The 20543-nt window shown below is 42.4% G+C and carries 26 protein-coding genes and 1 pseudogene; 19 read left to right on the top strand and 8 right to left on the bottom strand.

The features are described 5' to 3' along the window. Positions 1-79 precede the first annotated feature (79 nt). Both opcA and FD724_RS23685 read left to right on the top strand, forming a co-directional pair. A complete protein-coding gene (gene opcA / locus FD724_RS23690; RefSeq protein ID WP_179074309.1) occupies positions 80-1441 on the top strand; it encodes a glucose-6-phosphate dehydrogenase assembly protein OpcA in 1362 nt (453 codons plus the stop codon). A 405-nt stretch (positions 1442-1846) separates the two neighbouring features. Further along, positions 1847-3088 (top strand): S-layer homology domain-containing protein, encoded by a 1242-nt coding sequence (locus FD724_RS23685; RefSeq protein WP_179074308.1) that lies wholly within the window; start codon positions 1847-1849, stop codon positions 3086-3088. Positions 3089-3170: 82 nt separating this feature from the next. Here the strand turns inward: FD724_RS23685 and FD724_RS23680 are convergent, their stop codons facing one another. After that, positions 3171-4511, bottom strand: coding sequence for an ATP-binding protein (locus FD724_RS23680; protein WP_179074307.1), 1341 nt, complete (start codon positions 4509-4511; stop codon positions 3171-3173). Positions 4512-4797: 286 nt separating this feature from the next. Between FD724_RS23680 and FD724_RS23675 the strand changes: the two genes are divergently transcribed. Beyond that, on the top strand, positions 4798-5115 hold the full coding sequence (locus FD724_RS23675) for a DUF3155 domain-containing protein (protein WP_041566316.1): 318 nt from the start codon (positions 4798-4800) through the stop codon (positions 5113-5115). 434 nt (positions 5116-5549) lie between these two features. On the opposite strand, the gene FD724_RS23670 is transcribed toward FD724_RS23675, so the two are convergent. Further along, entirely contained in the window at positions 5550-6080 is a 531-nt protein-coding gene (locus tag FD724_RS23670; protein ID WP_012410376.1) for a cofactor assembly of complex C subunit B, read from the bottom strand. A 52-nt stretch (positions 6081-6132) separates the two neighbouring features. Continuing rightward, the gene (locus FD724_RS23665) at positions 6133-6480 is read right to left on the bottom strand and encodes a PadR family transcriptional regulator (RefSeq protein WP_179074306.1); all 348 of its coding nucleotides are present in this window, start codon (positions 6478-6480) and stop codon (positions 6133-6135) included. A gap of 963 nt (positions 6481-7443) precedes the next feature. Here FD724_RS23665 and FD724_RS23660 point away from each other — a divergent pair. The 6 genes from FD724_RS23660 (at position 7444) to rpsN (ending at position 12464) form a co-directional block, all read left to right on the top strand. Then, the gene (locus FD724_RS23660; protein ID WP_114081880.1) at positions 7444-8016 is read left to right on the top strand and encodes a DUF3611 family protein; all 573 of its coding nucleotides are present in this window, start codon (positions 7444-7446) and stop codon (positions 8014-8016) included. Positions 8017-8380: 364 nt separating this feature from the next. Beyond that, positions 8381-8719, top strand: a complete 339-nt coding sequence (locus FD724_RS23655; protein WP_256874342.1) for a hypothetical protein — start codon at positions 8381-8383, stop codon at positions 8717-8719. A 196-nt stretch (positions 8720-8915) separates the two neighbouring features. After that, positions 8916-10196 carry a serine--tRNA ligase gene (gene serS, locus FD724_RS23650; protein WP_179074304.1) on the top strand — a complete coding sequence of 427 codons (1281 nt, stop codon included), beginning with the start codon at positions 8916-8918 and terminating at the stop codon, positions 10194-10196. A 124-nt stretch (positions 10197-10320) separates the two neighbouring features. Beyond that, on the top strand, positions 10321-11421 hold the full coding sequence (rseP, locus tag FD724_RS23645; protein ID WP_179074303.1) for an RIP metalloprotease RseP: 1101 nt from the start codon (positions 10321-10323) through the stop codon (positions 11419-11421). Beyond that, positions 11397-12086, top strand: coding sequence for an endonuclease III (gene nth, locus FD724_RS23640; protein WP_179074302.1), 690 nt, complete (start codon positions 11397-11399; stop codon positions 12084-12086). Before rseP ends, nth begins: the two co-directional genes overlap by 25 nt. A 75-nt stretch (positions 12087-12161) precedes the next feature. Beyond that, positions 12162-12464, top strand: a complete 303-nt coding sequence (gene rpsN, locus FD724_RS23635; protein WP_114081875.1) for a 30S ribosomal protein S14 — start codon at positions 12162-12164, stop codon at positions 12462-12464. A 133-nt stretch (positions 12465-12597) separates the two neighbouring features. Here the strand turns inward: rpsN and FD724_RS23630 are convergent, their stop codons facing one another. Further along, positions 12598-12927, bottom strand: coding sequence for a hypothetical protein (locus FD724_RS23630; protein ID WP_114081874.1), 330 nt, complete (start codon positions 12925-12927; stop codon positions 12598-12600). A 102-nt stretch (positions 12928-13029) separates the two neighbouring features. On the opposite strand from FD724_RS23630, the gene aat reads away from it, so the two are divergent. From aat to FD724_RS23600, 6 genes are all read left to right on the top strand, one after another. Further along, positions 13030-13605: a leucyl/phenylalanyl-tRNA--protein transferase gene (gene aat, locus FD724_RS23625; protein WP_179074301.1), complete on the top strand. Its 576-nt coding sequence runs from the start codon at positions 13030-13032 to the stop codon at positions 13603-13605. 88 nt (positions 13606-13693) lie between these two features. Then, the gene (locus tag FD724_RS23620; RefSeq protein WP_179074300.1) at positions 13694-13972 is read left to right on the top strand and encodes a BrnT family toxin; all 279 of its coding nucleotides are present in this window, start codon (positions 13694-13696) and stop codon (positions 13970-13972) included. Beyond that, the gene (locus FD724_RS23615; RefSeq protein ID WP_179074299.1) at positions 13935-14213 is read left to right on the top strand and encodes a BrnA antitoxin family protein; all 279 of its coding nucleotides are present in this window, start codon (positions 13935-13937) and stop codon (positions 14211-14213) included. The genes FD724_RS23620 and FD724_RS23615 overlap by 38 nt, the downstream gene beginning before the upstream one ends. Before the next feature lie 185 nt (positions 14214-14398). Next, complete coding sequence (locus FD724_RS23610) at positions 14399-14617, top strand: type II toxin-antitoxin system HicB family antitoxin (protein ID WP_114081870.1); 219 nt, start codon at positions 14399-14401, stop codon at positions 14615-14617. A gap of 118 nt (positions 14618-14735) precedes the next feature. Next, a complete protein-coding gene (locus FD724_RS23605) occupies positions 14736-14984 on the top strand; it encodes a UPF0175 family protein (protein ID WP_114081869.1) in 249 nt (82 codons plus the stop codon). Then, positions 14981-15475: a DUF3368 domain-containing protein gene (locus FD724_RS23600; protein ID WP_179074298.1), complete on the top strand. Its 495-nt coding sequence runs from the start codon at positions 14981-14983 to the stop codon at positions 15473-15475. The genes FD724_RS23605 and FD724_RS23600 overlap by 4 nt, the downstream gene beginning before the upstream one ends. Before the next feature lie 60 nt (positions 15476-15535). Here FD724_RS23600 and FD724_RS23595 read toward each other — a convergent pair whose 3' ends face one another. Beyond that, a complete protein-coding gene (locus FD724_RS23595; RefSeq protein ID WP_179075605.1) occupies positions 15536-16345 on the bottom strand; it encodes a DUF3598 family protein in 810 nt (269 codons plus the stop codon). 65 nt (positions 16346-16410) lie between these two features. Next, positions 16411-17313 (bottom strand): ABC transporter permease, encoded by a 903-nt coding sequence (locus FD724_RS23590; RefSeq protein ID WP_179074297.1) that lies wholly within the window; start codon positions 17311-17313, stop codon positions 16411-16413. A 133-nt stretch (positions 17314-17446) separates the two neighbouring features. Here FD724_RS23590 and def point away from each other — a divergent pair, with 133 nt between their 5' ends. Together def and FD724_RS23580 are read left to right on the top strand one after the other, a co-directional pair. Beyond that, a complete protein-coding gene (gene def, locus FD724_RS23585; protein WP_114081866.1) occupies positions 17447-18010 on the top strand; it encodes a peptide deformylase in 564 nt (187 codons plus the stop codon). 10 nt (positions 18011-18020) lie between these two features. Further along, positions 18021-18224, top strand: coding sequence for a hypothetical protein (locus FD724_RS23580; RefSeq protein WP_114081865.1), 204 nt, complete (start codon positions 18021-18023; stop codon positions 18222-18224). 62 nt (positions 18225-18286) lie between these two features. Here FD724_RS23580 and FD724_RS42120 read toward each other — a convergent pair. Continuing rightward, positions 18287-18523, bottom strand: a pseudogene (locus FD724_RS42120) (WD40 repeat domain-containing protein); the annotation flags it as partial. Positions 18524-18619: 96 nt separating this feature from the next. Then, the gene (locus FD724_RS23570; protein ID WP_179074296.1) at positions 18620-18826 is read right to left on the bottom strand and encodes a hypothetical protein; all 207 of its coding nucleotides are present in this window, start codon (positions 18824-18826) and stop codon (positions 18620-18622) included. A 207-nt stretch (positions 18827-19033) separates the two neighbouring features. Here FD724_RS23570 and FD724_RS23565 point away from each other — a divergent pair, with 207 nt between their 5' ends. After that, on the top strand, positions 19034-19846 hold the full coding sequence (locus FD724_RS23565) for a PD-(D/E)XK nuclease family protein (RefSeq protein ID WP_179074295.1): 813 nt from the start codon (positions 19034-19036) through the stop codon (positions 19844-19846). Positions 19847-19899: 53 nt separating this feature from the next. Further along, positions 19900-20541, top strand: coding sequence for a GNAT family N-acetyltransferase (locus FD724_RS23560; RefSeq protein ID WP_114081863.1), 642 nt, complete (start codon positions 19900-19902; stop codon positions 20539-20541). Positions 20542-20543 lie beyond the last annotated feature (2 nt).

Below are 20543 nucleotides of genomic sequence, written 5' to 3'. Positions count from 1 at the left end.
GACAAATGACGAATGACATAGGCGCTTCGCCTTCCCGCAGGGTATGACAAATGACAAATGACAAAATCTAAAACTTCCTATGGCTCTCCAAACTTCTACAATTTTTTCACTCCAGGCACCAAAAGATATTTCGCTTAACGAAATAGATGCCGAACTCAATAAAATTTGGCAAAGCTATGGCATAACTGGGGAGGACGGTGAACTTCCCAGTGCTACTAGGGCAACAACATTTACTTTAGTAGTCTACGAACCAGAAGAAACTCAGTATTTATTGGCTGCTTTAGGATTTTACAACGGCCCAATTGATGGGATTTTAGGGCCGCAAATGGCAGCAGCATTACGGGAAGTACAAAAGAAACATAAACTGCCAGAAACTGGAACAGCAACACAAGAAACTCTGACTGTATTACGAGAAGAATTCGCTAAAGGTCAGCGAAGTGGGACTGGAGGAGAACATGCTATTGCTGGGTTAAATAGCGGCAGCCCCAGAATTGCTGATGAAATCGCTCTCCGCAACCCCTGTCGGATCATTGCCCTATTTCCTATTACTGGCGAAGATGAAGGAGTTAAGGCTCAAGTTTCTGCCTATTGCCCGATTCAAAAACAATCGTCAAGCACACTTATCTGCTGCGAATACATTACTCTGAGTGGAACTGCTGCTGCCTTAGAACGCATCGGTGGCATGATTCCAGCATTGTTGATTGGCGGTTTGCCAAAGTTTCTCTGGTGGAAAGCGACACCAGACCCTAACAATGGTCTATTCAAGCGCCTAGCAGCAATCTGCAATAATGTCATTGTCGATTCTTGCAACTTTAACGAGCCAGAAAGTGATTTACTCCGCCTAGAAGAGTTGGTAGAAGCTGGTGTACCTTTAGCGGATTTGAACTGGCGTCGCCTCGCATCATGGCAGGAATTGACAGCTGAAGCCTACGATTCGCCTAAGCGTCGTGCCGCCCTCAGAGAAATTGACCGCGTGACGATTGATTACGAAAAAGGCAATCCCGCCCAAGCTTTGCTGTTTTTGGGTTGGCTGGCAAGTCGATTGGAATGGCAACCAGTTTCTTATCAAAAGGAAAGCGGTGATTATGATATCACTCGCATCCATTTTATTTCTCAAGATCAACGACAAGTAGAAGCCGAGTTAGCTGGGGTTCCCGTTGCGGATGTGGGCGATATTATTGGTGACTTGATTGCCTTGCGCCTCAGTTCGACAAATCCCCAGGCAGACTGTGGTACAGTTATCTGCTCGGAAACTGGTGGTTGTATGCGGATGGAAACACATGGTGGTGCCCAATCTGCCGGTCTGTTTCAACAGGTAACTTCACTTTCAGAACAAAAAGCCGAAGCATTACTCAGTCAGCAGGTGCAACGCTGGGGTCGTGAGTCCCTTTTTGAAGAAAGTCTGGGAGTGACAGCGAATATTTTCAAATTGGCGAATTAACTTAGACTTAACCCCTAGCCTGCTTCCCGACCTTGTGTATACAGGGTAGGCTTTTTAAGCAGGGAACCAGGTGAAAGTCCCCGCTTTTTAAGGTAATACAGTTCAGTTAAGGATTTTGGGCTTAACTGAACTGTATTGCTTTTTAAGGGAGATTTAGAGGCATCTAAAGCTTTTGATACCAATCAGAGAACTTTTAAAACATCCTCTAATTGGTAAGAGGCTGATTACACTATTACCTATTGCTAGCTATGTTGGCAGGCTTTTTCTTAATTTGACTATCTAATTTGACTGTATGCCAAAAGTAATGGTTTTTACAAAAAACAGAAATTAAAGGGAACCTAATACTTTAGTAAGTGTCTCATTAATTAACAGTAATAAAAATAATTCTACTGGAGTTAAAAATTAATGTTTACTTTTAATCGTTTGCAATCTGGAACAGCTGCACTCATGGCTTTGAGCGTCACAGTAGGCACTGTAGCTCCTTTGATTACAGCTTCTCCATCTTTAGCTCAAACCACTTTTTCTGATGTTTCATCTAATTATTGGGCGGCACAATTTATTCAACAATTGTCACAGCGTGGTGTAATTGCCGGATTTCCTGATGGTAGTTTCCGTCCTGAAGAAGCGGTGACACGCGCTCAATTTGCCGCTATGGTAAACAAAGCTTTTCAAAAAGCACAGCAACGATCGCCAATCAACTTTGCTGATGTGCCCAGCAATTATTGGGCATCAAGTGCCATTCAGCAAGCTTATACCATTGGTTTCTTATCTGGATATCCTGGTAATCGCTTTGAGCCGAACCAAGCTATTCCTCGCCAACAGGTTTTAGTTTCCCTCGCTAACGGTCTGGAATATAGTCCCAGTGGCAATACCGAAAGCACTCTGCAATACTTCAACGATGCCTCTAACATCGCTAGCTATGCTCGTAGCCCGATCGCAGCTGCAACTGAAAAGCAAATAGTTGTGAACTATCCTAATGTGAAGTTCCTAAATCCAACTGCAACCGCTACTCGCGCCCAAGTAGCAGCTTTTATCTACCAAGCACTGGTTAGTTCTAACCAAGCTTCAGCAATTAACTCGCCTTATGTTGTGGCTGTCGGGTCTACTACCCCAACGCCTGTATCAGTCACAATTCCTCAAGGGACTGCTATCCCTGTGAAGTATGACAAGGCAGAAAAGATTCTGGTTACAAAGGATGAAACTGCGCCTTTGACGTTGACAGTATCCCAAAACGTAGTAACACAAAATGGATCTGTAGTGATTCCGGCTGGTAGTCAAGTAATTGGTCAACTCAAACCTGCTACAGGCGGTTCTCAATTCGTTGCTGAGAAACTGGTTTTGACCAATGGACAGGAGTATCAACTTAACGCCAGCTCTGAAGTGATCACCAAAACTGAAACCGTCAAGAAGGGTACTAGTATTGGTTCAATTATCAAAAATACTGTATTGGGTGCAGGTGCGGCAACTGCGGTATCTGCTGTAACTGGCGATCGCGCGATCGCCACAGAAGAAGTCTTGGGTGGCGCTGGTATCGGTGCATTGGTTGGTCTGTTCTTCGGTAAGAATAGCGTTGACTTAATCGCCATTGACCCAGATACCGATTTACAAATGACCATCAATCAAAACTTGTTGGTTTCACTCAGATAGTCATTAGTCATTAGTCATTGGTCATTAGTCATTAGTCATTGGTTTTTACAAAGGACGAATGACAAAGGACAAATGACAAATTCTAAACTTTCGGCAACCAAATAATAAAAGTAGTCCCCGGTGCATTGGGTGAAGTTAGCTTAGAGTTGATTGCAGGGCTGAAAACCTCGATTTCACCCTGCATTTGCTCTATTAATTGTTTGGCGATCGCTAACCCCAAACCTGTGCCAGGGATTTCTGTTTGCGCTTGTACACCCCGATAATGCCGTTCTCCAAGATGTTCTAAATCTTTGGGTGGAATGCCAGGCCCGTTGTCACTAATCGCAATTCCCTGAAAATTAGCTTTTTCTTGCCCCGTCTGAATCAAAATTTTGCCACCAGTGGGAGTATATTTCAAAGCATTATCGATGATGTTAGTTAAAACTTCTCGTAATGCTTTGATGTTGGCACGTACTAGGGGTGAATTATGTTTAATTTCAGTTATTAGTTTTAGCTTTCGCTCTTGGGCGATCGCTTTGGCTGATATTAATAATGGTTCTAATATATCTGCTAACGAGCAGTCAACTGTTTTATCTCCCGTTCCCGGCAATAATAGCGGCGGTTTAGCGTCTTTTTGGATAGTTGCTTCCACAAACACTTCATGTTCGGGTAGATGTAGTGGTGCTAAATCTGTCTCTGTTAAGTCAATTACTTGATCGAATTGTTGTAGCAATTCTTGGAGGCGATCGCTTTCTCGCACAATACTATTAGCCACATCCCGGTTGCTATCTCCTGGGCGCAGGCGCTTCAATAGCAGTTTACCAAAAGTCCGCAATGCCGTTAATGGGTTACGAAACTGATGCAACAGGTTATCTAGCAAATCTCGCTGTTTTTCTTGGAGAATTTGTTGCTCACGCAACTGCTCCTCAAACCATGCCCGGCGTTGATCTAAAATACAAGCGATCGCTAATGTTTGGGCTATCTGTTGAATCTGACTTTCCTCATGTTCATTCCATGCCCGGTCTTGCCTACCCGTCACCAATAACCCCATCATCACACCCTCATAAACCAGAGGTAAAACAATTTGGTTGCCACTAAAGAGGTATTCCTCTTTTAAATGGGGTTGAGATGCCTCAGACTCCTGTGACGACGTTGGAGATTCTGATCCTGCTGTCAATAACCTTCTGCGATCGTTGGGTAATATAAACACATTTCCAACTTGAAGTTGCTTGTGTACTGTCGCCTCAGCAGTCTCTTCCCCTGGCGGTAATAATGCTGTTTCTGGATAAATTACCACAGGAATCAGTTTGGCTTCACCAGAAGGAGTCTCTACCAATTCTTGTGTCAGGTACACAATACTTAAAGTTGCTCCCAGCCCTTGGGTTAGCAGCGCTATTTGCTCTCGACACAGAGCAATAAAATCGGAACTGGCAGACATTAACATTTTTTAGCTCTTGCTCAAGATTACAGATTTTGAGGCATGATGATAAGAGAGGATACTTAATTTTTACCTCACCCATTCAATAAAGCTTAACTAAAATCTTCTTAGTGATGGTTTGTACCAAGAAATTATTTTCTTAGGTAACTTTGTTTTATCTATTTTCAAAGATGTTAATTTTCTTGCATGAAAAGGTTAAAAACTATTGATATTTTGAACTAGAACTTATATAATGACGACGGATTTTGTAGCTAACACTACAATCTATAGCTTGAAAGAGGAGGACAATAGGTTGGCAAGGAGACGCAAAAGGAAAAGTCGCCGTCGTCAAGAAGGACGGCGTATTTTGGAACACGTGCCTCAATATAGCATCGAAAGTGGCGAAGAAAAACCTGTGACAGCAGCGAGAAGATTCATTCAAGCTGAAGGGATTTTGCCACCTGCGTTGCTACTCGTAAAGCGAAATGAACACACAACAGATCGTTATTTCTGGGCAGAAAAGGGACTGTTTGGTGCTCAATACGTAGAGGAAAACCATTTCTTGTTTCCAAGCTTGAGGGTATTAGAACCTTCGCCTGGTCAAGAACCTCTTGCTTTAGCTAGCCGGTGAACCATAGTTGGTCATCTTACACATTGAGTGTGGCTCCTGACTATTCATTAACTGGCAAAATAGCTAAGTTTATGCAAAATTTAATTTTTTTTTAGTTTGGAGCTGATTTGCTAGTAAGGCTAGTCCAGGTAGTTGGAAAATAAACTAGTCTCAAAGCACGCTAGATTGCATGGGTTGATACTAGTGTCATGATATAGAAGGGAGTGGGTATAGAGCCAAGCGCCTCCAAAAGCGCTAGTGAAGTTGCGCTCTTATACCGTGAATTGTTAACCAAGCTCTGTCAACGAATTTAAGTTAATTAATTTAAATTTCTCCCCACGACTTATATCGTGGGGAAAATGACAAAGCAGAAGTCTTGATTTCCTCCTTTTTACTTTTCATTGCTTAAAGATTAGATCAGGTCAGAAGTCTGCATATCATAAAAAAATCAACAATTATTCGCCAGCCTTGAGCTGTAGAGTTCTCTGTAACTCACTGAGTTCATCTCGATGGGCAACTACAGTGATCTTACTTGAGGAGGTTTGTTCGCTCTGAGTTGTTTCTACTTTGAGTGACACCTTCTCAAGTCTTCCAGATTTTTTCCAATAAAACAGACCACTTAAAGGCGACAGCAGTACCATAGCCAAAACAATGGGACTGAGGTTAGGAAAAAGCAGGTATACGACTAGTGAGAGACAAACAATCCCAGTCGCTGCCAGCAGAGTTAAAAATATAGCTAAAAACCAACTGGGGCGAACATTCCCTTCAAAAGTCACTTTGTTTTGTTCTCGGTCTACCTCTGCCACTTGGTAAGACCGGGAGCGAAAATACTCTTTTAATTGAGACATTAAAGCAGCTTCGTCTTGCTCAGATACCAGTTGCACTGTTTGTATGCGGTCTTTAGTCGAGGCACGAATAAAGAAAAACAGCCCAACTGATAACAACAAGGTTAGCAGGAACGTAGATGGCAGAATAGCAGTATCCATAACTGATTGTTATTGTTTGACTGGAGGAGACTTATTCATTATCAATTATTCGTTACTTTGTCCTCCTATTGATGTAGTTAAGCCATTGCAAAGCTAAATCCTGCGCTTGAACTTGCCATTCTGGAGAAACTTGGTACATCCGCCTGGGTCGTCCTCGTCCTTCCAGTTTCTTCCAATATCCAGTGATTGCCTTTTCGTCTTCCAGAAATTTGATTGCACTATAAAGCACAGTATCCGAAAGCCTATAGGTTGGATATTTAGTTTCTAATTGCTCAATCAACTCGGTTCCGTAGGATTCACCTTGTAATAAAACAGACAGTATGTAACAAACTGCTACTTCCTGACAAAGGTAAGTTGGCGGAGGATTTTCAAAGAATTGATATATATCCTCAAGTTTCATGGTTAGTGAATGGCTAAAAAAATGCCTTATGGTAAGGTCTATAATCCTTGTAGTCAGTATACAGTGCTACTGCAAGTGAGTAATATATATAATGCTACTTAGACTAGATATCCATTGCGTAAATACCAAACGATTACCCACGCTTGTGAAGTCGTGGTAAGAGTTGTGAGTCTTAGGGACATAAAGAAATGTACCCGAACCCAAGTTTGATATGGTGTGGTGAGGAGCTAACAGAGAGTAGCAAATTCACTTAGTACCTTATGTACTAAGTCTGATCAGATTAGGGCAAATGCCAAGCCCCAGCTTTTAGGCGTGAGGTTTCTGACTTTCTTGGTGTTAAGTAATGCCAAGGTAGTTAGAAATGCTTAAGCAATAAAATGCCATCGAAGAAATTTTACAGGTAAAATGCAATTTTGTCTGTAAAACTTAATAAACACTTTGTTTTACAGTGATCTTCCCAATGCAAATCATAAGAATTTAAGCTATGGGATATGTGTGGTTTAAAGCTGCTACGGTGGTGGACACACTTAAGTAGTACGCATTACTGATTTGCTGGATAAGAGAATCTCTTGTCGCATTTGGTAAATGTGATAGTAAATTTATCAAAGAAGACGCAAAGACTAGAGCATCGATTCAGTAATCAAAAACCTAATTTCCAGCCTCCTTGACTAAAAGATAAGAGGTTGGGGAGACATGATTTGTTACTGATAGGACTTACGCAAAACTAGTTGCTGTAGGGACAATTTATGAATTGCCCTACTTGAAAATCCTTTTTTTCGGCCATTATTTACGTAAGTCCTGACTGAATTGGTGTTCTCGGAGAGATAGAGACGTAGAGTGCGATACCTCTCATAGTTCTCCGTGTTCTCCGAACTTTTAAGCTAAGGCTTCCTTAGATTAAACTTTTGTCTTTGTGTCTTTGTGTCCTTTGAAAGTGCCCGGCACATTGGCAATCTTCTATATATGTCACAGACTCCCGATGCTCCATCATCTTCTCTGCGGGCAATTGCCCAAACCTTTCGCCTTACAGGTTGGATTAGCTTCTGGATTCAGCTAGTACTAGGCGTTGTTTCTAGCATAATTGTGTTGCTGTTCGCCATCTTTAATCAAAGAACTGGTAGTCCTAGTAATAATCCTGGGACTGGCTTTGGCGTATTTTTAGCAATTTGTGGACTGGTTGTTTTAGGTGGAGGTATTTATTTAGCTTATCGTTACACCAGAATTGGCAAGCAATTGGAATCCTCCAATCCCAGCAACCGCCCTCGCAAAAGTGAGACTGTGCAAGTATTACGCTTAGGGCTGTGGGTAAATTTAGGGGGAACACTGGTGACTCTTTTAGGCGCACAAGCGATCGTTGGTACACTGGTAGCAAGATCCATATCTCCTCAAGCTATAACTACACAATTTTTTGACCCTACCCGTATTATTAGCGGTCTAGATATGCTTGTCGTACAGGCAAATACCAACACTGTATCAGCACATTTTGCAGGGCTTGTAGCGTCACTTTGGCTACTTAATCGTATTAACCGACCCTAGTTATAAGTTCTATTAGCGGTAGCGGGGCGGGCGTTTCGCCTATGCTGAGTTTTCAAGAGTCAAAAGAAAATTATCATACTTTTCCGAAACGGGCAAAACTGCGTGTGAAGACAACTACATAATCCTTGAAAAAACATCCTGATAGTACAGCATTGCGTAAATGAACTATCCATTTCAAATCAATGAAACGCTTGCAGTATAGGAATTACCAATTACCTTAGCGAGTCGGGAGAGCGGTACACTACGCATAGCAATATCACCGTAGGGGTACGGGTATCATTAAGAATTCCGCCAAGCTGTACTAACAAGTGATGTCAAAACTAAAACCGGGATGATGTATACCTTTTTTATAAGTTTGAACACTATGAAAAATCAATTTGACACCAGGAGAAATCAACCAGCCTATAAATTTAATCAAGACGCATGGAGATTTGGCGTACAGGTTTTCTTTAGTAGCATCGTATTGGGGCTGTGCATTTTCAAGCTTGGCTCGCCAGGGGACGATAAAAATGTTGCGCTTTACTGGGGTGGTTTATCAAGTGTGCTTGCATACTGGTTGCCTTCACCTGGACAAACTAGAGACGATAAGGAACCACAGAGTATCACTCAAAGGACGTTTGCAGCCGCTGATAACAATAATGGTAATGGTCAGAGTCTTGCTCAGGTTACTGAAACAAGAGTGGCTCAGGATACTAGCTCATGATTGGTTAAATGCAATATATGCTTTCTTAGTCCTGGCAGTGATGCTAGGGAAAAATCTTGATTCAGAGATTAAGACTGAATTTTTGCAATAAACTTTGTTTTTCCAGTCACAGCAAACCAAAATTACTATATGCTAAATGCTTAATGTGTTAACTGTATTGACAGGAAGATTTTAGGCTAGAAACTGAGAAAAATCTGTGCTGGATATTAAGCAAATACGGGAAAATCCGCAATTAGTTCAAGAAAGATTGAATAGTCGTAGTGGTAAATACGACATTGAACCGATTCTACAGTTAGATCGGCAACAACGAGAACTAGAGGGGACACGCAGTCAACTCCAAGCTCGGAGCAACGAAATCGGTAAAATTGTCGGGCAGAAGATTAAATCTGGGATTAATTCTCAAGACCCAGAAATTCAAGCTTTGCGCGATGAAGGTAACTCTGTCAAAGCGACGTTGAGCCAACTGGAACCCCAGGAAAAAGACCTCAAAGCTCAAATTGCTCAACTTGTGTTGGCACTTCCTAACTTACCAAGCGACTCTACACCCCTTGGGAAGAATGAGGAAGATAACGTAGAAGTGCGGCGTTGGGGTGATGAGTATATTCCCCAAAATCCGAATATTCTCCCTCACTGGGAAATTGGCGAAAAGCTGGGTATTCTCAATGTTGAACGAGCTGTAAAAGTTGCCCAAAGTCGCTTTGTGACATTGATAGGCGCTGGTGCGGCATTGGAAAGGGCATTAATTCAATTTATGCTGACTCTCCATACTCAAGCTGGGTATGTGGAAGTTAGTCCGCCTCTGTTAGTGAATACCGAGTCTTTGACGGCTACCGGTCAGTTACCCAAGTTTGCTGAAGAAAGCTTTAAATGCGCGGATGATGATTTATGGCTGATTCCGACGGCGGAAGTTCCAGTTACAAATCTCTACCGGGGTGAAATTCTTGCTGCTGAAGATTTGCCTATTTACCACTGCGCTTTTACTCCCTGTTTTCGCCGTGAAGCTGGTAGCTATGGGCGCGATATGCGGGGGTTAATTCGCCTGCATCAGTTCAACAAGGTGGAAATGGTGAAATTTGTTGAACCTAGTACGTCTTTTGATGAGCTGGAGAAATTGGTGGGGAATGCAGAAGCTATTTTACAGGCGTTGCAGTTACCTTATCGAGTAGTAAATTTAAGTACTGGGGATTTGGGATTTGCCTCTACCAAAACTTATGATTTAGAGGTTTGGTTGCCCTCTTCTGGCAAATACCGCGAAATTTCTAGCTGTTCTAATACTATAGATTTCCAAGCAAGACGGGCTGATATTCGCTTCAAAGAGGCGGGGAAGAAAGGTACTCAGTTCGTACATACCCTTAATGGTTCGGGTTTGGCTGTGGGGAGGACTATGGCAGCAATTTTGGAGAATTATCAACAACCTGATGGGACAGTAAGGATACCAAAAGCGCTGCAACCTTACTTGGGGCGTGAAGTTTTATAATTTGTCATTAGTCATTTGTCCTTTGTTATTTACCAATGACCAATGACCAATGACTAATACCCAATACCCAATGCCCAATTAGAATGGAGATAACTATAACTTAATATTTTCTCTAATTTACTCTATGTCAGTTTTAGCAGCGATCGCAGTCTTGGCTGTTTTGATCTTGGTACACGAGTTGGGACATTTTGTTGCAGCACGTTCTCAAGGCATTCTCGTTAACCGTTTTTCTTTGGGTTTTGGCCCCGTTCTTTTGAAGTATCAAGGTTCACAAACCGAATATGCTGTCCGCGCTTTTCCCTTGGGCGGCTTTGTGGGCTTTCCCGATGATGACCCCGATAGCGATATTCCACCCAATGACCCGAATCTGCTGCGTAACCGTCCAGTTTTAGACCGGGCGATTGTCATCAGTGCTGGAGTGATTGCAAATTTAATATTTGCCTATTTGGTGCTGGTTCTGCAATTGGGTATCGTTGGTATTCCCAAAGAATTAAACTATCAAGCTGGTGTAATTGTACAGCCTGTTAATCAAGAATCTGTTGCCTATCAAGCAGGAATTCGGGAAGGAGATATTATTCTGGCTGTAAACGGTCAAGAACTCCCGGCTTCTGACAAATCAACTCCTTTGCTGACTAAAGAAATTCAAACTCATCCAAATCAGCAAATCGAACTGAAAATTCAGCGTGAAAACCAACAACAAACCCTGAAATTAACGCCAAAACTGGGAGCCGATGGTAAAGGTGTAGTTGGTGTGGCACTTAGTCCAAATGCTACCGCAGTTTATCGCCGTCCGAATAGTCCTTTTGAAATTTTTGGTCTTGCTGCTAGCAGGTTTCAACAATTATTTGTGGGGACACTGAGCGGTTTTGGGCAGTTGATTACCAATTTTCAACAAACTGCTGGACAAGTTTCTGGGCCAGTTAACATTGTCAAAATAGGTGCAAAATTAGCTGAAGATAATAGCGTAAATCTGTTGTCTTTTGCGGCAATTATCAGCATTAACTTGGCTATTATCAATATTTTGCCTTTGCCAGCTTTGGATGGCGGACAACTCGCTTTTCTGCTGATTGAAGGTTTACGCGGTAAGCCTGTACCGTCCCGGATTCAAGAAGGTGTAATGCAAACTGGTTTGGTATTACTCTTAGGATTAGGAATTTTTCTGATCGTCAAAGAAACTACTCAATTAACTAGCCAATTGGAGTGGGTACAAAAATTATTCCAGTGATTACTACCCGCAAATCGTTATCTAAAAAGAAGCGATCGCTAGAAATTTTAGCTCGCCTGAAGCGTCTTTATCCAGATGCTACTTGCTCTTTGAACTACTCAACGCCAGTACAATTGTTGGTGGCAACGATTCTCTCTGCTCAGTGTACTGATGAGCGAGTAAATAAAGTGACACCAGCTTTATTTGGTAAGTTTCCTGATGCTGAGAGTTTAGCGATCGCTGACTTAGTAGAATTAGAAAGCTTGGTGCGTTCTACAGGGTTTTATCACAATAAAGCTAAAAACATTCAAGCCGCTTGTCGGATGATTGTTACCGAGTTTAACTCTGTTGTCCCCAACCAAATGGAACAGTTGTTAAAGCTTCCTGGGGTGGCGCGGAAGACAGCAAATGTCGTTCTGGCTCATGCTTATGGTATTAATGCTGGCGTGACGGTAGATACTCACGTCAAGCGCCTCAGTCAACGCTTGGGTTTAACTGAAGCAAAAGACCCCGTTCGGATTGAGCAAGATTTAATGGGTTTATTGCCTCAGCCGGATTGGGAAAATTGGTCAATTCGGTTGATTTATCACGGTCGTGCTATTTGTAAAGCCCGCTCTCCCGTTTGTGTTGCGTGTGAGCTTGCTGATTTATGCCCTGTAGCGAATAAGCCAGTGGTTGTAGGGTAAGCGACACAAGTAACCCCAGAATTGATGGAGAGACTGTAGAATGGAGAACGGTGTCTTTAAATAAGTTAGAGAATAATGGCTAAAAAGAGCATGATTGAGCGCGAGAAAAAGCGCACCAGGTTGATAGAAAAGTATGCTGACAAGCGGGAAGCCCTTTTGGATGAGTTCAGAAGCGCAGCATCTCCTTTGGATAAGCTAGAAATCCACCGGAAGATTCAACAGCTACCTCGGAATAGTGCGCCCACCCGCCACCGCAACCGTTGCTGGTTGACTGGTCGTTCTAGAGGAGTTTACCGCGATTTCGGACTCTCTCGGAACGTACTACGAGAATGGGCGCATGAAGGTCTTTTGCCTGGAGTTGTTAAGTCTAGCTGGTAGTTAAGAGTCATTAGTCATTAGTGAGCCAGCGCGGTCTTGGGGGTTTCCCCCATGAGTGACTGGCGAACCCGTAAGGGTCATTAGTCATTGGTAAAGAACAAATGACAAAGGACAAATGACAAATGACAAAATATTATTGACCACAACACTTATCAATTCCCAGACTTTCTAAGAGTAGATCGCTGACGGCGTTGGCGATCGCAAACTCTCCATAAAAGCTATTGGAAAAATCATACGACTGCATCTCTGTGACAATGGCAATTACCAGAGAACCAAGGTCGTTTTCTCCTTCCATCCGTTGACGCACAAAAATCTGTGCGGCTCGTTGGGCAATATTTTGGTTTACTGCTTCGGGGATAAATTCTGTATCTAGCCACCGTTGTAAACGCTCTTTTAACCATTCACCTTCGAGCAGTGGATTTTCGGGTGGTGGTAGGGTAATGGGTGGAATTGGTTGAGTCATCTTTTTTAAACGCAGAGGGACGCGGAGGGAAACGCAAAGGAACGCTGAGGTTGACTGTTAACATCAAATTGCGTTTCTAAGAGTGTTTTTTTATATTTATTTATGCAATATGATATCGCCGCTATTGTTGAGGGCTATGCACAAGGCTATTTTCTCATGGCTGATGAGCGCGATCGCCTGAGTTGGTACGGAAGTCGCGATCGAACTTTTATTCCTTTGGATGAACGGTTTCGTTACCCCAAGTCTTTACAGCGTGTTCTCAATCAAGAACGGTTTACTGTGGCAATTAATCGGGACTTCCAAGCTGTAGTCGCTGGGTGTGCTGACAGAGAGACAACTTGGATTTCACCGGAATTGGAAAAGATTTACTGGCTACTTTACCAAAGTGGTTATGCTTTTAGTTTTGAAACTTGGCAGGGTGACGAATTAGCTGGGGGAATTTTGGGGATTGTCATTGGTGGGGCTTTCATTGGCGAGTCGATGTTTTACCGTATTCCTGAAGGCTCTAAGGTAGCGATGGTTAAATTGGTGGAAAGATTGCGTCAGAGGAAATTTGTATTTTTTGATGCCCAAATGATGAATCCCCATTTGGAGAGGTTTGGCGCTTATCGGGTTGAGGATGAAGAATATCAAGTTTTACTCAAGCAAGCATTGCAACATCGATGTTTACTGGTATAACATTTAACAGTATTTAATTGAAAAGCTTATAGGAAGTGCAATAAGCGATAATGCACTTAACTGTTTATGTATTGTTCATTAAGCCTTCATGCAGTTTGAGTGGGACGAAACGAAGAATCTTGAAAATATTCGTAAACATCGAATTGATTTTGCAGATGTCCCTGGAATGTTTGACAATTCCATGCTGATTGAGCTTGATGAGCGTTTTGATTATGGCGAAGATCGCTGGATTGGAATCGGCTTTTTAGGCAACGGTGTAGCAGTTGTCATTTGGACAGAACGACAGAACAACATAGTCCGCATTATCTCAGCACGAAGGGCAAACCGATATGAACGTCAACGACTTGAACAATACCTCACGTACTGATTGGGCTGCATTAGAGGCGATGACGGATGAAGACATTGATTACTCAGACATTCCACCGTTGAGCGATGAGTTTTTTGAAAATGCCACGCTAAGGATTCCGGCAACGCGAGCCAGTGAATTGATTCAGTTAGATCCAGAAGTGATAACGTGGTTTCGTGAACAAGGTACAGAGTACAAAACACTGATCAACTCAGTTTTGCGCCGTTACATTGAAAACAATGGCGATCGGGGCGCAGGCTAACAATAACTTTACAGCGAACGGTCTACCACTTATTTTTAAAATATAAGGTTGGGTAGAGGGATGGCGTTACCCAACAGATTTTTCCACTCACAATCTTAAACACTTCCACGATGAAAAGTGCGATCACAGGATTTATCATTCAGTTTATTAACTGAACTCCAAGAGTTAAGGGAAGACGAGGATTTATGAATCGATACAGTATGATTCTTCAATGGTCTGATGAAGATCAACTTTTCCTAGTTACGATTCCAGAGTTTGGCGATCGCGTTATTATGCCTTGCACTCACGGCAAAACTCGTGAAGAAGCTATTCATAATGGTGAAGAAGTGATTGAAATGTATTTGGAAGCTTGGGAAGTAGAAGGTGAATCGATTCCTCAACCTAGCACACTTCAAATTGCCTGATTACCATTTCAAAACCATTGAATTGGCAAAAAAAATGTTGACTGCTTATATGCCACCGTAACGTAGTTTGAAGTTTCTTGGGCTACTCTGAAGATATAATCGGTAAACTAGCCTTGCTATGAGTATTGTAATCTCAGACGAAATTCTACAAGCATCTCAGCTTACCCCAAGCGAGTTTTGTCAAGAAATTGCGCTGTTCCTATTCCAGACAGGACGCTTAACGATAGGCTATGCCAGTCAGCTAGCGGATATGCAACCCAATACCTTTCGCCAACTCCTCAAGCAGCGAAACATCCCTCTCTACTCCTACGACGTTGAGGACTTTGAATTGGATTTGAAAAACCTGCGAGAGCTGGGAAGGCTGTGATTGTTATCAGTGATACGTCGGCGATCACCAATTTGGCGGCAATTCAACACTTGCAACTTCTGCCTCAACTCTACACTCAAGTCACCATTCCCGAAGCAGTATATTGTGAGCTTACCGATATCGATCCTCCCGTTCCTGGAACCTCTGAAGTTCAAACTGCTTCTTGGCTGAAAGTGCGAAAAGTTGTAAACCGCGAGATTGTTGAACGCCTTCGAGATGAGGTGAGATTAGATCCTGGAGAGTCTGAGGCGATCGCCCTTACCTTAGAACTGAGTGCTGATTTACTATTGATTGATGAACGTCGGGGTCGAGCAGAAGCTAATCGCCTGGGGTTAAGGATTACTGGATTGCTGGGTATTTTGATTGAGGCGAAACATCAAAATCTCATAGTTGCTGTCAAACCGTTGATGGATGCCTTAATTACTACATCAGAGTTTAGAGTTTCTCCAGCCCTATACAATCAGATTTTAAATATGGTAAATGAAGTCTGATGTCTAAGGAAAGTTTGGTCTAATATCTCATGACATAGTACGATCGCACTCTCAAATCCCTTACACTTTTTCTTCAGTAACTAATGTCAGACTAACCCATTCGCCTTTGTCGTTATAGCTACGAATCATCCTCTGGCGCAGATTTGGCTGGATTAACCAACCCGCTTCCAAAAATAAGGGTTGACGTAATTGCACCTTGAGGGGAGAAGTTGCAGAAGCGCCATCAGGTAACAATAATACTTGTACCTGTTTTTCTGGATCTTGGTCAAAGAGGATGATAGAACCTTTGATAGTAGCAGTTGAGGTAATTGTGCGATCGCCAAAAGAAGTACTTTGAATTAATCGCCTAGCATCATCAAGTTGTATTTTCAAAGTTGTAGAGTAAATATCAGGCGGACGCAAATCTCGATAGATTGTCACTGCTTGTCCTCGCCATTCTCCTAACAAGTCATGTATCTGCAAAGGGGGACGTTCTACTACCGGGGTTCCAGCTAGATGTTCTCGAATGAGAGTTAGTCCATTTAGATGACCATTTTTATCAAACAGTTGTACCAGACGTAAGCGGCGATTTTCATGAACAAAAGCGAGTTCTCCACCAAATTCGGAAAATGGTCCTAGCTGGATTAAACCTTCAGAAAATGAACCATTTTCAAAAAATAGCAGACCCCCTCCCACAGACCTAAATTCTCTGATTACATCATCCTTTCCCGAACGGCTCAGAGTTAGGCGTACTGTCTGGTTATTGTTCAAACCTTCTAGGCAAAGACGGCTAGAAGTATCGTTTAGAAGTGTACCTTCGGGAGAAAAGTTGGTAAATGAACCTTCCCATACACCAAGATTTTGCAGAAAACATTCCCATTGTGATTTCATAAAGATTTGTCCTTTGTCATTTGTCATTGGTCATTTGTACATAACCAATGCCCAATCTTTAACCCCTAACCTTTAGCAAAACTTCGGACTGCAAATAAGCTTCCCATTAATCCTACAGCTGCACCGAAACTCAAGAGAATCAAGGGTAATAGTAAAACTTGGGCTGGAGTGAGTTGCACACCATTGCTGATAACTTGAATAAACTCAGGTTGATTGGCTAGCAATTTACCAAGAAACTGTTGAATCACAGAAATGAAACTCCAAGCGATCGCACCACCAACTAAACCAAAAGCAATTCCTTGTAAAATAAACGGCAGGTAAATCCAAGCTGAGGTTGCTCCCACTAGTTGCATAATTTCAATTTCTTGCCGTCGCGCCATGACAATCAACCGAATTGTGGTTGTAGTCACTGCGATCGCTGTTAGGGTCAGAATAATTGTAATTGTTAAAGTAATCCAGTTCAGACCCCGGTGCAACTGGGCAATGCGTTTAACTGCTTCATCGATATACTCCACCGTCTCAACTCCCGGTAACTTAGCCAGTTGCGTTGCTAAAGTTGGTACAACTTGAGAATTACGCGCTTTCACCTTCATCTCGTCAACTAAAGGATTCTCACCTAGCTGCTGCGTAGCACCCTCAATATCAGAAATTCTCATTTCCTTAACTAACTTAGTCCAAGCTTGCTCTTTGGTAATGGTTTGCATCGCTGCAACCTCTGGCATTTTTGCGATCAGTGGCTCAATATTTTCGCCCCGTGCATCCGGTTCAAGATAAACTGATACTTCTAGCTGACTACCGAACTGATAGAGTAGTTTTTCGACTTGCCAAGAGGTTTGCAAACTCAAACCAAATAAAAACAGTAACACTGTCACAGTACTTACAGCTGCCCAATTCATCCAACCTCCCCGCAGTAAACCGAGGAAAGTTTCTTTAAGCAGATAGTCTAGTTTCGTAAAAGATTTAAACACACATCACCCCAGCCAATAATTCGTAATTCATAGTTCCCAATTCCCAATTTCCAATTTCCAATTCCCCACCCCCCATTCCCCAACTTGATAGAATGAAAATAGTAAGAATTTTCACCACTAGCCATTGAGACTCATGCCTTCTGAAATTGCTGTAGAGAAAAAAAAGTTAAAAAATCCACCTTTGGAGCTTCATTATTTAGGCGATCGCGTGCTGCGTCAAGCTGCAAAGCGGGTTTCTAAAGTAGATGACGAACTTCGCCGGATGGTGCGGGAAATGCTGCAAACTATGTACAGCAAAGATGGCATTGGTTTGGCTGCGCCCCAAGTGGGAATTCACAAACAACTAATTGTCATCGACCTGGAACCAGAGAACGCAGCTAATCCGCCTTTGGTGTTGATTAACCCCACCATTAAACAAGTCAGCCGCGACATCTCTGTTGCCGAAGAAGGATGCTTAAGCATTCCTAACGTATATCTAGACGTAAAGCGTCCTGAAGTCGTGGAGATAGCCTATAAAGACGAATATGGTCGTCCTCGAACATTAAAGGCTAATGCCCTTTTAGGACGCTGCATTCAGCACGAGATGGATCACCTCAACGGTGTGGTATTTGTAGACCGTGTAGAAAACTCCTTGACTTTAGCCCAGGAGCTATCTAAAAATGGCTTCTCGTATCAAGCGGTGAAACCAATAGCATAGGGGGCTAGTAGTGTATTTAACTCCAAAAAGCGGTTTATTTCTGGGTGGTTCTTGTGTAAGTGCGATCGCAGCTGTTGGTTCAATTTTTGAACTCAGTTACGGACAACCAGATTTGGGTTTCCAAGTCACGGCGATTATCCTCGCATTGAGCATTCCACTCACCGGATTCTTTTTCTTTGCCGCAGTGAAGGACGCAAGGGCTAACATGAAATAAGCATCAGGTACATAAAAAAGGTAAAAGGATGAAGGAAAAGGCAAAATTCATTCTTTTACCTTTTATTTTTTCGATTTTTCTACGGCTCCCAAGGCTTTGAGAGTTTCTATCTGTGCCGATGTTAATTCTGTCACCCCGGTGATATTCATTTTTTCTTAGCCTTTTGGCGATGTGTACGACGGGCTACGCCTACGCAGTGTTTTTAGACACTCACCTATCAATACATCCCAAACTTTAATTGTCTCATCTTGGCTACCACAAATTAGGGTTTGACCATCGGGACTGAAGGCAACTGATTTAGGACTTACGCAAAACTACACACGGTAGGGACAATTCATGAATTGCCCCTAATTGAGAATCAGGGTTTTAACTATTGTTTGCGTAAGTCCTATGATTTATACCGAACCGTTATGTCCAGGTACAAGTAAATAGCTTATAAGTAGCCTAATATCCCCGGTAGTAATTTTGTGATAAACCTGTTCAATTAATCGGTCAGTCATGTATTTCATCACCACAGACTGGAGGGAGAAAAGTGCAGTTCTTTGTTCAATTAGCGATCGCTTCAAGTACTTCCCTTTTGGGCAAGGGACGCACAATATCATCTAGCAATTCTTCTAGGGAAACTAACTCGCGCTTGATTGCTTGGCTCCATCAAGTCCCAAGGAAAAACGAGACATTTTAATCACCAAGATGAGGCAGATGATGAAGAGTTGAAATAATAGATATGAGAACTATAGCAGTTATTGTTTGGGTGTCAACTTAGAGCTAGGGCAGAGGTCATTCGCCCTTTTAACTTCTAAAATAGAAGAATGCTGTTAACTCCCACTCAACTACTGCGACTGTCTCAAGGACAACTCAACTTACTAGAAGCTTGTCCGCGTAAATTTCAACATACCTATTTAGAAAAACTCAATTCGCCCTCAAATCCAGAACAAGAAGAACGGCAAACTTTGGGTAGTCGTTTTCACTTGCTAATGCAGCAGCGAGAAATGGGTTTGCCAATTGACAGTTTTTTGCAAGCAGATGCTAAACTGCAAAGCTGGATGCTAGGTTTTGCTGATGCCGCACCTGAAATTTTAACGGCTGCATCTGATAATCAAACTTTCCGTGAAAGTGAACACTACCGCACCCTGCAAGTTCAAGATTATTTGCTGACGGTTGTCTATGATTTATTGATTGCAGATAACCAACAAGCGCAAATTCTCGACTGGAAAACTTATCCTAAACCACCCAATAAACGCGAGTTAGAATCCAACTGGCAAACACGGCTTTATCTCTATCTATTAGCAGAAACTAGCGATTATTCGCCAGAAAATATTTCCATGACTTACTGGTTTGTCCAATCTGAAGGTAAGCCGCAAAATATTAAATTTAATTACAATACCGTTCAACATACAAAAATAGCAAAGAAACTTAATCAACTGTTAAGCCAGTTAACTAATTGGCTGGAAGATTACCAAAATAACCAGCAGTTTCCTCAAGTGGCGGAGGGTAGAAAAACCTGTGATTATTGTCAGTTTGCCAAACGGTGCGAGCGCACACAAGTTCCCGAAGAAGCAGTGAAAGACTCATTGCCCAATTTTGACAGCATTCAAGAAATCTCACTCAACCCCATACATTAACGGATATTTGTCAAGTCCAATAGGGATATAAAAAAATTACAACTTCTAAATTTATGTCAACTTTTGACGAAACTGAAGCCATTTATGTCCGCGAATTAGGAATTGATGACATTGCTCCCGTTTACCACTTGGGAGAAGGGTTATTTACCAGCGATTTATATCCTTATTTATACCGTACATGGGATGAATGGGAGGTGATTGGACTTTACAATACCGATCCTGAATATTGTCTTGTGGCCGAAACTGACGGGGAATTAGCAGGATTCATTTTGGGAACTATCATTACCAAAGCATCCTGGACTTATGGATACATTTTATGGTTGGGAGTTAGCCCGAAGTATCAGCGTCGGGGAGTAGCAGACAAATTGGTGGATAAAGTCGTCGCCCGAATGATTGAAGATGGCGCACGGTTTATGCTGGTAGATACCGATCCCACCAATACTTCAGCCTTAAAGTTTTTTAACCGCAAGGGTTTTGGTAATACTCGCCAGCATATTTTCTTGTCGATGAATTTAAGCAAGCATGAATATTATGGCAGATTGATTGATTATGAACACCAAAAAGCTGAAAGAGCAGGTTACAAGCGATCGCGTCCGGCAATTCGCGCCCGGAAAGCTGATAGCGTCGCCAATGAAGTAGTCCTTAATCCCCTAGCAGGTGAATCTCAAACAACCGAGGATCAATCCCCGATTTAATC

The organism is Nostoc sp. C057, assembly GCF_013393925.1.
GTDB lineage: Bacteria > Cyanobacteriota > Cyanobacteriia > Cyanobacteriales > Nostocaceae > Nostoc > Nostoc muscorum_A.
The sequence above is the reverse complement of the archived record's forward strand: the minus strand, read 5'-3'. Positions and strand labels throughout refer to the sequence as shown.